Origin of the sequence: Treponema putidum (assembly GCF_000755145.1) — a bacterium.
GTDB classification, from domain to species: Bacteria; Spirochaetota; Spirochaetia; order Treponematales; family Treponemataceae; genus Treponema_B; species Treponema_B putidum.
Window position 1 is genome coordinate 1,922,045 of sequence record NZ_CP009228.1, and the last position, 15,766, is coordinate 1,937,810.

A 15,766-nucleotide genomic window follows, 5' to 3' on the forward strand; every position below is an offset into this window, starting at 1 on the left:
CTAACACTCGTTTAAGTCTTAACCTAGAATTTTATTTGTATAATAGCTTTAAATTTTCCTATTTTTACATTTTCAATAGGATGGGCATATTCTATACCGATATTTGCGGCTGTGCTTATGGTCATATAAAGTTTGCCGTAAACCGACTGATAAATATCGGCCGTGTTTTTTTCTGCGTCTAAAAAGTTAAAGATTGCTCTGTATCCTGTTGTAATATTTAGCCTGTTAAAAAATATTGGAAGCCATGAACTTCCTGTTTGAATATCGTAACTTAAAAGATTTACCTCTCCTTCAAAGCCGAAGCCGTAATTTAATTTTCCCGGACGGATAAGTTTTTTTACGTTTTCATATTCGCTCATATCCGGAAGATAAGATGCCATACCCATCATAGCCGTATTGTTAAAAAATCCGTAACTGCCGGTATGAGGACTTGCAAAAGAATTATATCCTAAATATGAACTTAAATTTAATTTAACCGGAACTACCGGCGGTCTAAAGCCGGCAAAGACCTGAAAAACTGTGGCATTTGTTTTTGAAGGAAAATGAAAGCCGTGTTTTAATCCGGCCGCTGCCTGAAACATTATAAAGTCTTTTGTAAAAAAATTCGTATTTAATTTTTGAGAAGATTTTTGATAAGTATAAACAGCCGACAATTCTTCGGATAGGACGGGGTTTCCTAATTTTTGTTCATAGAGAGTTTTTGCTCTTTTATAGGAAGAATCAAAAAAGCTGAACCCCTCAATCGATAAACCGGCTTTTCCCGAAACATTATGATAAAAAGAATTCAAAGGAAAAAACAATTCGCTTTCTATGCCGCTTCCGATTTTTCTATATTTAAAAGATTTATTTTCATCATAAAATTTAATCCTGATATCGGCAGGCCTTGTTTTCGCTTTGAGCAAAACGGATGTTTCATAAAAGAAAGGTTTAAAATAAAAAAGAGAAAGATTTTCAAAATATAAAAAGTTAGTAGGATCATTCCAATATAATTTTATACCGATAGGTACGGCTTTGCTTTCTTCTAAGAGCCCCGAAAAATCAATGATGGGCAGGGGAAAGGGTTTATGCATCCACGAAAAATAACTGTATTTATTTTTAGTTAAAATCTCGGTATTAGGAATTTTTGTTTTAGTTTCCTGAGCTGAAATATCAAAGTCCTTTAACGAAACTTTTCTGCCGGTATAAAGGGAAGCATCTGTTTTGTATAAGGAATTATACTTCGTAAAAATACCTACATAAATAACTTCGTATTCTTTAGTATCTTTTTTTCGGCTTACAATCGGAAAAAAAGTACCTCCGGAAATATCTTTTTCTAAAACGTTTAATTCATTTGTTTTTAAATTAAAAAAAGCCGACCTATAAAGATTATTTTTACCCGCCCATGAAAAACTTAAAATAGGTTCTTCTTCCGAATTGTTGCTTTGCAAATACCTTATTGCAGGAAGCGGATTTTCGAATTCAAGTTTTTGTATTTTTTTTGAAACCGTATCGATTATCAGAATATCGCGGTTTATTCCGTTGGCGGCAATGAGGGCAATTTTGTTTTTGCCTGCAAATACCGGATTATAAAGTGCCGAATAAGGAAGTCCCGGCCCGGCCTTTAAAAGGCCGGTCTTTTCAAAAGATTTTTGATCGATTAAAACAAGCTCCGAAAACTGACTCTGTATTTCGATTCCGCAAATAGTTTGTCCGCAAAAAGATGCGTATCTTAATGACTGATATTCTTTACCTAAAAACTTTTTTTTCTGCATATCGAAGATGATAGCCCTATTGTGTTCGCCGAAAGGGGTATCTACTAAGTCGCTCACTAAAAGAAATTTTCCGTCTTGTGAAAAATTTAAAAAAGAAAGAGTCGGGTTTGCCGTAAAAAGTTTTTCTTCTTTTCCCGAATTATCAAAAAATATTACGTTTTTTGTTGTAAAATCAAAACAGGCAAAGCCCTTACTTGTTCTTGCCGTAATATTAAATCCAGATACTTCTTTAATCGGCTCTTGCGGCATGATAGCCTTTTCGGGAAATTGAATGGATTCCAAAAAATTGTTCCAAAGTTTATCAAGTTCCCTGTCAAAAATTTTCTTTGTCTTACTCTTTGGGAAAGACGAAAGAGGATTAGCCCAGTATTTTGCATAGGTTTCCATTCCGTAAATTTTTTGAAGATATTCGGCAAATGCTCCGCCGTAAATATAAGGCCAAAGTCCGCCGGGGTAGACATCTCGCGCTCCGGCTGCTTGTTTCCATGAAGGGTTTGCATTTTCAATCCTGCCCTGCATTAAGCTGTGCATTATTAACGGATCATTCAGCCTGCCTTGGTCATCATTCATACTTTCGTAAGAAACTGCAACACCCTCAGTAAAGGACATGGGGAGAAGGGGTAAAAAATATGTGAGCGAAATTGCATGGGTTAATTCATGATAGAGAACTTTTAAGATTATATCGCTTAAATTGCTTAGCTGCCCCTCTTCCGGCAAGGTATCAAAAAGAACAATCCGGCGGTATGGAAAAAAGGTATAATAACCGTTTAAGGCCTCTTTTCCGGCTTGAATGTAGACGGGCATCCTTTTTGGAATTTTACGGTTTAGTTTTTTAGAAATTTCCTCGGCAAAGCCGTCGCCGTATTCTGCAATTAGGGCTGCCGTTTTTTCCGATACGGGAGAATAAATTATATCGAAGTACTTCGTTTTTTGAACAAGAAGATTTTGAGCATTTAGGTGTATAAATATACCGATTAAAAAGAAAATAAAAACGGTTTTTGTTTTGAATTGCATATTTTGCAATTATGCGTAAAAAAACTTAGGCTGTCAAGTCGAGCACGGCAGCAGGAAGAGGATTTCCGCCATAGCCGATATTTTCGGTTTGTATCATAGTGTTTTTGATCTGATTGTGGTAGTAATCCAAAAGACCGTCTATTTGATTTTCGGTTATCTCCGATTCTACTTGGGCTGCTGCAGATTTTGTAAGTTCTGCCTTTTGGGCCTCGTTGGTTTTCATAGATACAAGCTGGTCAATTATGGAGTTTAAGATTCTAAGCTTGTCGATACTCATGCCCGATTGGCCCTGGTTTTGGGCAAAACCCGAAACATATTTAAAGTGGGCATAGAGGACTTGGCTTGGTTTGACGGGCACATAGGCCCTTCCGCCTGCCGAAATCTTGGGCATTGCAATTTGAGAAAGAGCTTGAAGCGGTGAACTATTCGAAACCATCTATCCCTCCAATAAGCTATGTTTTGCATCTTGTGTGCAAAACTCGGCAGATAAACATGAAGGCTTGTATTTCAAGCCGAAATGTTTATCGATTCCTCCAATACTTAGATTATCGGAATTTTTAAAATCGGCTTTAGTATCGATGATTTTTTTATTTTTTTACCATAAATTTATTGAAGATTTTGATTTTATGTGATAAAATATATAACAACTATTATGCTGATTTTTTTGGAGAAATTATGTTAAAAAATGAGGGCTCAAACGAGAAGGTTAAATTCTCAATCGGTGCTAAGCTGATAATTATTATTTCGATTTTGGTTGTGTTTTCTCTGGGGACTATGACAGGCCTCGTTACATGGTTTGTAGGAGAAGATATTCAAACTATGTCTGAGGAAAGCAACAGAACGGTAAATTTTCAAGCAGGGGCTGCGGCAGAAAAAGAGCTTTTGTCTATAAGGGCCAATGCCTTTTTGTTCTTGGATGTTCTTAACTCGACGGAAAGCGGATCAGGCATAGCAAAGCAGACTGCCGACTTTTATTTTGAGAGAAATCCTCAAGTTGCAGCCGTTTTGGTTACAGATGCAAGAATGGATAAACGCCTTTATAGGAAACTCTTGAGTACCAATTTCTTCCTTTCGCATGAGCTTGATTCTTCCATTATTGATGAATTTATCGAAAACGAAATGGATACGGCCATTCAGGCGGAAAAGGGAATAGCGCAGGTTATAAATGCCTCTCCGTTTTTTGGGGATTCTATTCTTGTTCTTTTTTACCCGTATAAGGAGAATGGCTTGGATCAGGGCTTGGTAATCTTCTTTTCTTCCGAAACATTATCAGAGCACTTAGGTTCCGGAAAACTTCAAACAACCTATCTTGTAAATAATTTGGGAGACATCTTAATTCATCCCGACTTTGAACTTACCAAAAACGGAGTTAATGTAAGGGACTCAAAACTCTTTATGGAAATGCGCGAAAAAGGAGACATGAACAGGCAAATTCTTTTTACCGACAAAGAAGGTAAAAAACAATTCGGAGCCTACAGAAAACTTTCGATAGCTGATCTTGCAGTTCTTACCACAGCCGAAGCCGATAAGGTTTTGGAACCGGTAGTCAGGTCAACCTTTAAAAATGTTACCTTGGGTGTTGCGGTCTTGGCTCTTGCAATCCTTTTTATCTGGTTTTTCTCCAAATCGATAAGCTCTCCGGTTAAGGCTCTTGCCTCGGCAGCAGGCGAAATAGAGCAGGGCAATTATGAGCTTGATCTTAAAGCTAAGACTAAGGATGAAATAGGCCTTTTAACGAACAGCTTTGTAAGAATGGGTAAGGGCTTGGCTGAAAGAGAAAGACTTAAAGATTCGTTCGGACGCTTTATAAATAAGGAGATTGCAGAGCTTGCTATGAAGGGTGAGCTTGCACTCGGAGGCGAAACAAAGAATACAACTATCTTCTTTTCGGATATCCGTTCCTTTACGGCTATTTCTGAAAAACTTGAACCGAATGAGGTTGTAGAATTCCTAAACGAGTACATGACCCAGATGGTAGAGTGCGTAAACGATACCCACGGCGTAGTAGATAAATTTATAGGCGATGCAGTTATGGCCGTTTGGGGTGCGCCTACAAGTGCGGGCAGTCCCAGAGAGGATGCGCTTAACTGTATAAGGGCTGCTTTGAGGATGAGGGCAGCCTTAATTATATTTAATCAGGGCAGAGGAGGCGATAAAAAGCCTATAATCCGCATAGGCTGCGGTATTAACTCAGGTCCCGTAGTTGCAGGCCAGATAGGTTCAAAAAAGAGGATGGAATATACGGTAATAGGCGATGCCGTAAACTTAGCATCCCGTACCGAATCCTTAAATAAGCCTCTCGGAACGGATATTCTTATTACCGAAAACACTTATAAACTTGTAAAAGATAAGGTATTGGTTGAAGAAATGCCGTCCGTTACGGTTAAAGGAAAATCGGATCCTTTAAGAATGTTTGCGGTTATAAATATGCCTGAAGAAACAGGTATCCCCGGAGCCGGAGAAAAAGGGCCTAAGAGCTTGGCTCAAATTAGAGCAAAATTAGGAATTCCTACTCCCGATTTAAATAAGGTAGATGTAAATGAAGACGAAAAGAAATACAACATTCAATCCCAAAACAAACAGTAATTTTTTAGACCTTGTTGTGGTCATTGTTTCTCTGACGGTTATATTTTTTGACTTGTTTTTGTTTGTAAAGGAGCTAAACAGAACATTTGAACGCACGGATACTCCCATAGCGACCATTGAATATAAATACAAAACCGTTCAGCGTAAATTCAACGATAGAGCCGTATGGGATCGTCCCGTTCAAAATTCCTATTTATATAACGGAGATACTATAAGAACTGCAAATGAAGCCTTGGCGACCATTCATTTTTTGGGAAATGAGGATGCAAGCAATGTAGTCGAAGTTGACTCAAACACGATGGTTCAGATTTTTACAAAAAATGAAGAATCGGAACTTAATTTGAATTCGGGCTCGGTTTCGGCAAAAACGGCAAACAATAATTTACGCTTAAAATCGGATAATGCTGACATAAACATCGAAAAAGGCTCGGTATTGCATGTTCAAAAAGGCGATGCTGAAAGTCTTCAGCTTGCGGTAGAAGAAGGTTCCGTTTCAGTTACAGGCGGAAAAAACGGAGAAACGGAAGTTTTAGAAGCCGGTTCCGTCTTACAGCAGGGCGAACAGGCAAAACTGGTTATGATAAGCCCCGGAAAGAGCCTGAGACTTTTAAATCAATCGAGGGATGATTTAGGTGTTGATATTAAATTTAAGTGGCAATCTTCCTTTCCCAATAACGAAGAAATTTTCCTTGAAACTTCTCCTTTGAGCAATTTTAGCGTAGATACTAAAAAATATGATGTCCGCGGTTTAAAAGAATTTACCGTCAAGCATGACAGCGGTGCCCTGCACTGGAGATTGTATGCAGGTAAGGCAGGAGCTGAAAGCGAAGATGCCGTATCCGGAAAAGTAACGGTTATCAAAGCTCCGGCTCCGGTAACTCTTCTTCCTGAACCGGATACTGCCTTTGCCTATAATACGAATCCGCCCTCTATCAGATTTTTATGGGAAGGTAATGAGCTTTCTTCATACTACACGGTTGAGATTGCAGACAATAAGAATATGGAAAATCCTAAAGTAGTCAAAAATTCGAGCACGGAATCTTTTTCGATTTCGGAATTGACGGAAGGAACTTGGTATTGGCGTGTTCTTCCAAAATACGGATTCGATTCTTCATTTAAAGCCCAAGCCTCCGAAGTTTCGGCTTTCCGTGTAAAAAAGACGGAAGATGCCGAAAAGCCCGAACTTCTTCATATGAAAAAAGTTATGGATACCTCGAAAGGAAAGGGCATTACTTTTTCTTGGAAACCTAATTTGGATGCGGCAAAATACAGGGTGAAAATAGCGAGAGATAAGGATATGACCGATGTTCTTATAAACAATATAGTCATAACGAGCTATTTGGACTTAAAAGAAGCTTCAAAACTTTTGCCTAACGGCGAGTATTATATGACTGTTGCCTCTCTTGACGCAAAGGATAACGAAATAGGTATAAGCGATCCGGCTTCTTTTAGAACTATGGACTCAGAGATTATTTTGCGTGCCGTTTTTCCGCCTAATGATTATAATTTGCTGCAGCCCTTGACGGGAGACACCTTTTTTACATGGAAGAGCAATTTCGATTCGGAACAGATTTTTCAGATCGCAAATACCGAAGACTTTAAAACTCTTACCGTTAATAAGACCGTCAAAGGTTTAGGAGTTGACGGCATTATCTTACCTGAAGGCAAATGGTATTGGCGTGTGTGCACCGAATTAGACGGAAAGCAATATACATCCGATATAAAAAAATTAAATGTTATTCCTCTTCTCGATAAGCCTGAAATGGAAAATACAAAAAAGAGTATTGTCATAGTACCCGGACGTAAAAGCGAATTTAACTGGAAACCGGTAGAAGGTGCGGATTACTATCAGGTAAAACTGACGGACAGGATTCCCGGCTCTAAACCTTTTTATGAAGACCTTTTTGCCTCAAAAACCGAAATAGAAATTTCTATGGATAAATTTGAAGACGGGGATTACATATTGAATATACAGGCCTTTGCAAATGCAACATTGACTTCAAGCCGAAAGTTTGGAAAATCTCAAGCCTACGGATTTACCGCAAAACATTTGAGGCCTGTAGAGCTGCTAAAACCTGCCGAAGGCGAAAAACTTGACGGTATAGAAGCCGCTTTAAATCCATATCAGGCAGAGTGGTCTTCCGTTCATCCGCCTTTAGGTGTAGAATTTATTTTGGAAAAGGTAGGCGTCAGGACTCCGGTTTTTACTTTAAAAGATGCAGGGTATAAGGTTCAGCTTCCGTCTTTAATATCAGGAAAATACCGCTGGAAGGTAATAGCCGAAACTGAGGACGGCTTCGATATTTCATCGGAAAAATATTCCGCATTTACGGTTTTGCCCATACCGCCACTTCCAAGAACACAGTTTATATTCCCGGGCGAAAAAGAAGTCTTAGGTATTCCGTTCTTTTCTTCACATAGAAGTATAGCCTTTAAGTGGAAACCCGTTGAAAAGGCGACCCACTATGTTGTAAAAATATATAACGAAAAAAACAAGGTAATTGCAAGCACCGAAATTAAAGCAAAGGGAGCAGGGGAACTTGTTTATGAATTTAAGGATTTAAGCCGGTTATCGCGCGGTGCATTTTCTATAGAAGTTATTGCCGAAAGGCGTTTGGACAGCGGATTGGTGTTTCAAACCGGAACTCCTTCAAGAAAGCGCTTTGACATCGATTTACCCAAAAAAGATAATGTAGAAACCGATGAAACGGGAGTCCTTTATGGAAGATAATGGAATATTTACTAGGCATTTAGTGATTTTATTTTTGTTGCTTTTGTTCCCTTTAACTATTTTTGCTCAAAATGCCGAAGATAAAAGTTCAAATACCGAAGAGAGCAATGCCGTAAAGAAAAATTATGTTATTGAAACGGAAGGAAAAAAACGGTTTTTTATCAAACTCTTTCTTGGGAAAAGGTAGAAAGTATATTGCATTATGAATTCGAGCTTGAAAAAAAAGAAAAGAACGGCAAGTGGGTTGTTATAGATAAAAAGAAATTAAATAAAAATTCTCTTGAAGTGTCCCTACCTGCCGGGAATTACCGGTACAGGATAAAGGTTATAAACCTTTTAGGTCAGGTAGATGCTGTAAGTGCAGACCGTTATTTTGATATTCTTTTGGCTTATCAGCCTGAAACTTTTTCAGTTTCGCCGGAGGCAATATATTTTGACGAAGAATACAGCGATGTTGTAAGCCTTTCAGGCAAGAATTTTAGGGAAGAAACTACCTTTGCTCTTAAAAAGGAAGACGGTTCTCCTATTTTGGGCAAAATTTTAGAGATAAGCCCTGACGGAACTAAGGCAAAAATAAGTTTTAATATGTTGAGAATTAATCCGGGGCAGTATGAATTTGTTGTTACCGACCCAAGCGGTTTAAAAGATTCAAAACAAAAAATGACATTTAAGTTTCAAAAACCTGTTGATATTTATCTGTCGGGCGGCTATGCCTTTAACGGCTTTGCAGGGAACAAGGTTTTTAAAGAATACTTTGGAAAAGATTTTGCCGCCTTAAGCGGCGTTTTAAGGTTTTCTTTTGTGCCTATAAAGCGTTCCTACGGAAATTTCGGCTTTAATCTTACCGGTTCGGGGATGTACTTAAAAAATAAAAACACCGATTATACCCTGTCTGCGGGTCTTCTTTTAGCCGGCATACAGGCTGTTTATATGAAATCTATAATAAGGCACCGCCTTAATTTTGATGCACACTTAGGTTTCGGTTCTGCATTTATGGTAAATACACAATTTATTTTCGACGATTCCGATTTTAGAAGCGATCAAGCTTGGTACTGGGGTTTGACAATGAATTTCGGAACAGCCTTGCAGGTTTATGTTTATAAAAAATTATATATAGAATTAAATGTCGATCATATAATTCCGTTTAGAAAAAGTTTTCCCAAATACATAGTGCAGCCCTCGCTTTCAGTAGGCTGGGAATTTTAGTATTGGAAAGCTCGCCCCCAAAATTAAGGGAGTAATCAGTGATGAAAAAACTTTTAAAGATTTTAACAATTGGAACGGCAGTATTGACAGCTGCCTTATTTACAACTTGTAAACAGTTCATTGACTATCCTGAAGAATTTTTAGGCTACTGGTCGAGTGAAGTTGTTCCTACAGGATTCAGTATTGATAAGCCGCAGCAAACAAACACTGACAGCGTACAGTGCATACCGTCTACAAATGAAGTAACGCTTACGATTAAACTGCATAACCCGAGAAAATTTACCTTAATTACGCCTACATCAACGTCCTCAGCCACAGATGTGCAGAAGATTATAAATTTTTCCGGGCTTTCAACGCAGCCGGTATATGACAGTACTAATGGCTACACTTTAGAGCAGACACCCGACAAAACGGTATTGAAGCTCACGTACAAGCCTGGCTTTTTAAAAGCACACGAGTGGAGTAACGGTAACATCAGCCCGGAAATTACGCTTATGTCTACAGACGGCAGAAAATTCAGTAAAAAATTCAGCCTGACCTAAAGGCGGACACAGCGCCGCCTCAGCCGTCCGTCACTCTTGCGCAGACAAAGCTGGGGACAAAGTATTACGTTTTATGTTTGCAAGTCCCCAATATGGCCGATGAGGTTAACGGCACGAAGCTCCATAGAGATATTTTACACCTCATAATCAATGAAACAAAATACGACCTGAAGATAAATAGCGCAGGCACCGATTTTATAAAACCTACAGACCCAGCTTTTATTGAAGCTTCTGAGATTGAAAAACTTCTCATACCTGATGCACCTGCGTTGCCTACAGGCAGTTGGGCATTGTACTACAAAACCGATGTTAAAGCGGAACATGAAGCAGAAAAAGACTATACAATTAAACTTACAGACAAACAGGGTTTGACTTCAGAAGAATTGAAGACAACTGCAAAGGCGATTTTTCCCGTTTTCTATGTTCGCGGAACAGGGGCCAATTGGTATACCAGTAACGTACCGGAAGCTGCCTTTGGTAATGACAGCACTGGAAACGGTACAAAGCAAAAACCGTATGCGACTATTGCAAAGGCACTGATACAATGTACAGCAAGCAACATACCGTACATCATTCTTGCAGACGGCACAGTTGAAGAAACGTCTACCCTCAATATTGAAAACAATAAGATTATTACAATCGTATCTTTACGAAAAAATACACCTGCGATAATATATGATAACCGCAACGACCCAACCGCCGAGCAGTATCTTCTTGCAACAGCAGGAACACTTACCCTCGATTCCGTCATTTTAAAAGCTAATAAAACTGGCACTCATGCACCTAGTGCTAACACATTTATTTGCGGTATACAACAAAACGGCGGAGCGGTAACCGTTAAGGGTAACACTACAGAAATTAGAAACTTTGCGCATGCCGTAAAAATTACCGGCGGTACTTTTACGATGGAGGCAGGTTCAATCTGCAATAATTATGTAAACGGCGGAAGCTCCGGCGTAGATATACGAGGAGGAAAGTTTATCTTAAAAGAAGGTTCTATCAAAGATAATGAGGCTACCAACATGGCAGGTGTGTATGTAAAAGGTACTGACGCAACCAACAAAGGAATATTTACAATGACAGGCGGTGAAATATCGGGTAATAAAGCATGGTGTTTTGGAGGCGGTATTTATGTTGACGAACACGGACAAGCAGATATTTCAGGCGGAACAATAAAAGCCAATCATGCGGCTCAAGGCGTCTTTAGCACTCCGCCCAAAGATGTTGGGGGCGGCGGTATTTGTATAAAGGGAGGAACCGTTAATTTTACGGGCGGCACTATAGAAAAAAATATTATCCACACAGTGGAAAAAAACTGCGGCGCAGGGGTCTTTATTGGCGAAGGAGGAACTTTCAATATGTCGGGCGGTACCATTAAGGATTGCACAACCCAAGCGACGGATATTCCTCAACCGAGCCGAGGCATAGGCGTGTATGTTTCCTCAGGCACTAGTGTAATGAAGATGTCCGGCAGTGCAAAAATAGATACAAACAACGACGTGTATTTGGACAATGATGCAAAGATAAAGCTTGACGGAGCCCTTACCGGTACGGCTCCTGTTGCGCTCATTACGGTACCGAACTCAAATTATCAGACGACAACTCAAGTGCTTACAGGCAGCAATATAACAAGCGGCTCACCGCAAAACTACAAGAAATTTGAGGTAACGCCGCAAACAACGCCGTCTCTTAAGAAATGGGAAGTAGATAGCAACGGCAAGCTAAAAATAAAGCCGTAACAATAATGAATAATTGGTAATTCAAGGAGCCATAGCTCCCGACACTGCGGAGGGAACCGCTAAGGCCACGAAGTTCGCAACGAAAAAATTAAAGAATATCTTAACAAAGCTCCTCTAAATTCCCTTGCGCTCTCTGCGTTCCTTGCGGTTAAATTAAAAAAAACTGCCCTTTTAAAATTGCTGCAAGTATGGTATAATATGACAAGGAGGGCATATGAGTACATCAAACAGAAAATTGATAAAAAATGTACATCCGTGTACATTTTTTATCTTAGAGTTTTGCCTTAGCAAAACTCTCGAAGTTGAAACTACCGCCATCCGTAGCGGAGTATAAAAGTATAGGGTGTAGAAAAATGAGTAAACAGAAGCGCAATTATAAAGATTCAGTGTTCGTTGACCTTTCCAGCGAAGATAAAAAGGCGAAGGAAAATTTCTTGTCGCTTTATAACGCTTTGCACGGAACAAATTTGCAAATTTCTTGTCCCGTAGAAAATATAAGACTTGAAAATGTTATGTACATGAACATAATAAACGACGTTTCCTGCCTTGTAGACGGTAAAATCATTGTATTGGCTGAATGTCAATCTACGATAAACGAAAATATGCCCCGTCAAGGAATGTACTTCCGTATACATTCCTTGACTTCGAGTTTTGAGCAAAGCTCAAAACATCGTGAAGTTAAAACCACCGCCATCCGTGGCGGTACTGAAGGACTTTTGCAAATAGGAGGAGTAGATGCTAGGAGCTAGTCGAAATAAAGCGGAGACGTATCGGGTATACGTTGAGCATTTATTTCGGCGTAGCGACAACACAAATGCCCGCATATTTGCAAAAGAGAGGTAATCAACATGTTAGTAGCAGAATACGACTATGATACAGACATTGCAGTACAGAGGGAAGAAAGTTTAAGGATAGGCATCCAGCAAGGCTTTGCCGACGGTTCGTACAAAAAAGCCTTAGAGGATGCAGGCAATTTAAAACAGCTTGGTGTTTCAATTGATATTATCGCTAAAGCCACCGGTCTCAGTAAAGAAGAAGTGGAAGCGATTAATTAATTGGTAATGTGTAATGGGGAATTACATATAAGTTTAGCTGTTTCTTTCTTAGTTTCATAAAAAAAATCACTTTGCGCTCGCTGCGGTTAAATAAAAAGTAAACTGCAGAGAGGGTAGATTACTTTTCAGGGAGGCTGTCCAGCGGCTTTTCTTCTTCCGGTGCAGTTGAAATAAAACAGCCTTTTTTGTTATCTCTGTGCTGGACAATTATCCTAGCGTCAGGATTGCCTCTTTCTTTAATTCCTTTCATTAAAAGAGGATATATTTTAGCCTCTTTTTTGGGGCTTCTGTTAAGGATTAGGATTAGGGCTTCATTTTTAAAAGCATCCATCATATAAAAATCGCCGTCTCCGTCTCCGGCTATTAGAACAGGAGCCTTGTTTTGATGTTTGGGGGCAAGGACTTTTTTTATAGCCTCGGCTTTTCCTTCTTTCCTTGTTGCAGGGATAGAGGTGTCGTCTATAACTGTAAGTTTTTTATTTTTATCAAAGAGCCTTCTTCTTCCGAAAACGTTTTTAGTGTCCAGCTTATATCCGTACTTTGGGAGGGTGGCAAAAACGCGGACATTGTCTTCTTGGGAAGCCGAGCAAATATAGACTTCGATTCCGTTTTTCCTTAAAGCCGAAAACAAGTCTTGCATTTCTTCTTGAACACGCAAACCCTTTCTATATCCGCCTTCTACTTCTCCTGACCTTCCTTTTAAGACCGATGATGAGCGTACTGTATAAGTTTTTATTTCGTCTTTTAAGCCTTGGTCTATCGCCGTTTCCGTAAGGGCCGATATTTCTTCCAGTGTCATACCTGTGCTTACGGATTGGCCTATATCCACACCGCAAAGTGAGGCGGCTCCTCTCATTAAGACAAGCATCTTAGCCTTAAAATCTATGAACTCTTCAGTTGAAGTAATTTCTGAAAGGCTCATTGTTCCGCTTAGGCCTGAATAATTTTTATATAGAAACTCATAGCGCTCGTTTAAATCGTCGGAAAGCTCATCGGCAGTTAAGACCCTGCCTTCAATGTTTACCGTATGGGGTAAAACCTCATCTTGGGGAATCCCCGCCCTTATGGTTTGATTAAATTCTTTGGGGCTTAAATTAAAACAAAGGTTTTCAATCTGATATACAAAAAGATTATCCTGTGTGTCATAAAAAATTGAAGTAAAATCCCAGTCAAAAACGGCATAATTTCCGTTAAAGGCTTTTTCCCTTATCAGTTTTTCGAGCCTATTTTTATTTTGAGGCTCCCAATTTCCCGTCTTTAAAATTAAAGCATCATCGTTAAGCATAAGACTTATTATGAATAAATTATAAAATAAAGTCAATCGGAAGGGGAAAAAATTGAAACTCTTTAGGATATGCTCTATAAGTAGTCTATAAAAATGTCAATTTTTTGAGAACCTTATAAATAGCTCTTTTCAAAATTGTGTCATTGTGATACACTGAATTCCATGAAATGTGTTGTTTTTACCGGAGGCGGAACGGGGGGGCATATTTTTCCCGGACTGGCAGTTGCCGAGGCCTTGAGCTCTTCTTTAGAATGTAGAATAGTTTGGATCGGCTCTGCTAAGGGCATTGACCGCAAAATAGTTGAATCTTCCGAGCTTTACTCGGCTTCTCCTTCAGTTCTTGAATTCATAGGTATTCCTGCCGGAAAATTGAGGCGGTATTTTAGTTTTCAAAACTTTATAGATGTTTTTAAGGTTGCGGCAGGCTTTATAAAGTCCTTTTTTATTCTTTTAAAGTTAAAACCTCTTTTTGTTTTTCTAAGGGCGGCTTTGTTTCGGTGCCTCCCTGTGCCGCTGCAAAATTCTTAAAAATTCCGGTTATCACTCACGAGTGTGATTTTTCGCCCGGCCTTGCAACAAGGATTAATTCTAAATTTGCAAATCATATTTTGGTTTCATATCAAGAAACGGCGGAGCTCTTACCGGCTTCTCTCCGCTCAAAAGTTATATGTACGGGGAATCCAGTCCGCTTAAGTTTTTATTCGGGCAGGCCTGAAAAGGGACTCTCCTTTTTAAACATAAAATCGGACTTACCTGTTTTGTTTGTTTTAGGTGGAAGTCTAGGTGCAAGACAGTTAAACGATTTGATTTCCGATTCAATCGAATATCTTGTAAAGCATTTTGTTGTGGTTCATCAGATTGGGGAAGCCAATATGGATCAGGGACAAAAAATTAAAGATAGTCTTTTAAACTCCTCTCCCGAATTTGCAGAAAACTATAAACCCTATCCCTTTATAAAAAAAGAGATGGCCGATGTTTTAAGCCTTTCTTCAATTGTGGTGTCGCGGGCAGGTGCCAATACGGTTTGGGAATCGGCAGCTGCCGGTAAGCCTATGATTTTGGTTCCTCTTGAAAAGGGAAGCTCCCGCGGCGATCAAATAGAAAATGCCGAATTCTTTAAGAAAAAAGGTGCCGCAGAAATTCTTTTGGGTGAAGATGTAAGGCCCGATATTTTTATAAGGCTTTTACGGGAGCTTGGGTTTGAAGAAAGCGTAACCGGAAACGAGAGGCTAAAAAAGATGGCTCAGGCCTCAGCTGCCTTGGCCGGTGAAAAACCTGCCCTTGTAATTGCCGATTTTTTAAAAACTTTTTTACCGTTAAGGATTAGGAGTTTTAAATAGATGGAGATAATTAAATGGTGGAGAATAATTAAATGCGGATAGGAAGTGCCGATATAGTTTTTTTGATTATCATGGCTTTTTTTGTTATTAAGGTTACTATTACAGGATTTATAGACGAGTTTTTTTCAAAAGCGGCGGTTATTGTCGGCGGGCTTGTAGCTTTTTTGTTTTATAAATTACTTACTCCCGTAATTACCGAGCTTTTAGGCGAAAAGTCATTATCCGCTATAATATCATTTTTGATTTTATTTTTATCCGTTTATTTGGTTATAAAATTGGTGCAAGTTTTTTTAGGCTCTCTTTTTTCAAGCGAGTCCTTAAAAAATTTGGATAGGTCATTGGGATTTTTTTTAGGTCTTGTAGAGGGATTGATTGTAATAGGAGTTATCCTAATGCTCATCAATATACAAACCTTTGTTTCATTTGATAAAATATTGAGTGAAAGCATTTTTGCTAAAATTCTTTCTCCATTTATTTTAGATATAACCAAGCAGTTGTAGTTTTTATAGGGGGTATA

General features: G+C 39.0%; 6 protein-coding genes and 4 pseudogenes. 7 read left to right on the forward strand and 3 right to left on the reverse strand.

Annotated features, from left to right (window positions below):
* Positions 1-23: 23 nt before the first annotated feature.
* Together JO40_RS08725 and JO40_RS08730 are read right to left on the reverse strand one after the other, a co-directional pair.
* Positions 24-2,765: a hypothetical protein gene (locus JO40_RS08725; protein ID WP_044979004.1), complete on the reverse strand. Its 2,742-nt coding sequence runs from the start codon at positions 2,763-2,765 to the stop codon at positions 24-26.
* A 25-nt stretch (positions 2,766-2,790) separates the two neighbouring features.
* Positions 2,791-3,201: a hypothetical protein gene (locus JO40_RS08730; RefSeq protein ID WP_044979005.1), complete on the reverse strand. Its 411-nt coding sequence runs from the start codon at positions 3,199-3,201 to the stop codon at positions 2,791-2,793.
* Between the two features lie 239 nt (positions 3,202-3,440).
* Here JO40_RS08730 and JO40_RS08735 point away from each other — a divergent pair, with 239 nt between their 5' ends.
* The 5 genes and pseudogenes from JO40_RS08735 (at position 3,441) to JO40_RS15345 (ending at position 12,624) form a co-directional block, all read left to right on the forward strand.
* Entirely contained in the window at positions 3,441-5,351 is a 1,911-nt protein-coding gene (locus tag JO40_RS08735; protein ID WP_044979006.1) for an adenylate/guanylate cyclase domain-containing protein, read from the forward strand.
* The gene (locus tag JO40_RS08740) at positions 5,305-8,082 is read left to right on the forward strand and encodes a FecR domain-containing protein (RefSeq protein ID WP_044979007.1); all 2,778 of its coding nucleotides are present in this window, start codon (positions 5,305-5,307) and stop codon (positions 8,080-8,082) included. Before JO40_RS08735 ends, JO40_RS08740 begins: the two co-directional genes overlap by 47 nt.
* A pseudogene (locus tag JO40_RS08745) lies at positions 8,072-9,288 on the forward strand (fibronectin type III domain-containing protein). Before JO40_RS08740 ends, JO40_RS08745 begins: the two are co-directional and overlap by 11 nt.
* Before the next feature lie 41 nt (positions 9,289-9,329).
* Positions 9,330-11,569: pseudogene (locus tag JO40_RS08750) on the forward strand (hypothetical protein).
* A 353-nt stretch (positions 11,570-11,922) separates the two neighbouring features.
* Positions 11,923-12,624: pseudogene (locus JO40_RS15345) on the forward strand (hypothetical protein).
* Between the two features lie 118 nt (positions 12,625-12,742).
* Here JO40_RS15345 and JO40_RS08765 read toward each other — a convergent pair.
* The gene (locus tag JO40_RS08765) at positions 12,743-13,909 is read right to left on the reverse strand and encodes a haloacid dehalogenase-like hydrolase (protein ID WP_044979009.1); all 1,167 of its coding nucleotides are present in this window, start codon (positions 13,907-13,909) and stop codon (positions 12,743-12,745) included.
* A gap of 162 nt (positions 13,910-14,071) precedes the next feature.
* Between JO40_RS08765 and murG the strand changes: the two are divergent.
* Together murG and JO40_RS08775 are read left to right on the forward strand one after the other, a co-directional pair.
* Positions 14,072-15,249, forward strand: a pseudogene (murG, locus tag JO40_RS08770) (undecaprenyldiphospho-muramoylpentapeptide beta-N-acetylglucosaminyltransferase).
* A 32-nt stretch (positions 15,250-15,281) separates the two neighbouring features.
* Positions 15,282-15,749 (forward strand): CvpA family protein, encoded by a 468-nt coding sequence (locus JO40_RS08775; RefSeq protein WP_044979010.1) that lies wholly within the window; start codon positions 15,282-15,284, stop codon positions 15,747-15,749.
* Positions 15,750-15,766 lie beyond the last annotated feature (17 nt).